The organism is Pseudomonas sp. P1_F7, assembly GCF_056405655.1.
Genome location: NZ_JBFUBR010000098.1, coordinates 1 through 350 on the forward strand (window position 1 = coordinate 1; position 350 = coordinate 350).

1 protein-coding gene is annotated in these 350 nt (G+C 61.1%); it reads left to right on the forward strand.

The features are described from left to right. A partial coding sequence (locus AC1D1M_RS31545) for an immunoglobulin-like domain-containing protein (RefSeq protein WP_477778717.1) occupies positions 1 to 350 on the forward strand: 350 nt, incomplete at both ends.

Below are 350 nucleotides of genomic sequence, written 5' to 3' on the forward strand. Positions count from 1 at the left end.
GGTCGGAGTTGGGTCGGAGTTGTGTATAAGTGTCAGGTCGTGGTCGAGACCCCGGCCAATGACGTTTATGTAAACGGCAGCACCGTCAGCACCACCATCACCGGCACCACCGGCGGCAACTTCGAAAACCTGGTGCCCAACACCACGCCGGCCGTGACCACCATTACCGATACCGTCGACACCACCACAGTCACCCTGACGGCCGGCAATACCATCACCGAAGGCGGGCAGATCACCTACACCGCGACCCTGAGCAACCCGGCCGGCACGCCGATAACCGTGACCTTGAGCAACGGCTCGGTCATTACCATCGACGCGGGCCAAACCACCGGTACTGTTGTGGTCAAGAC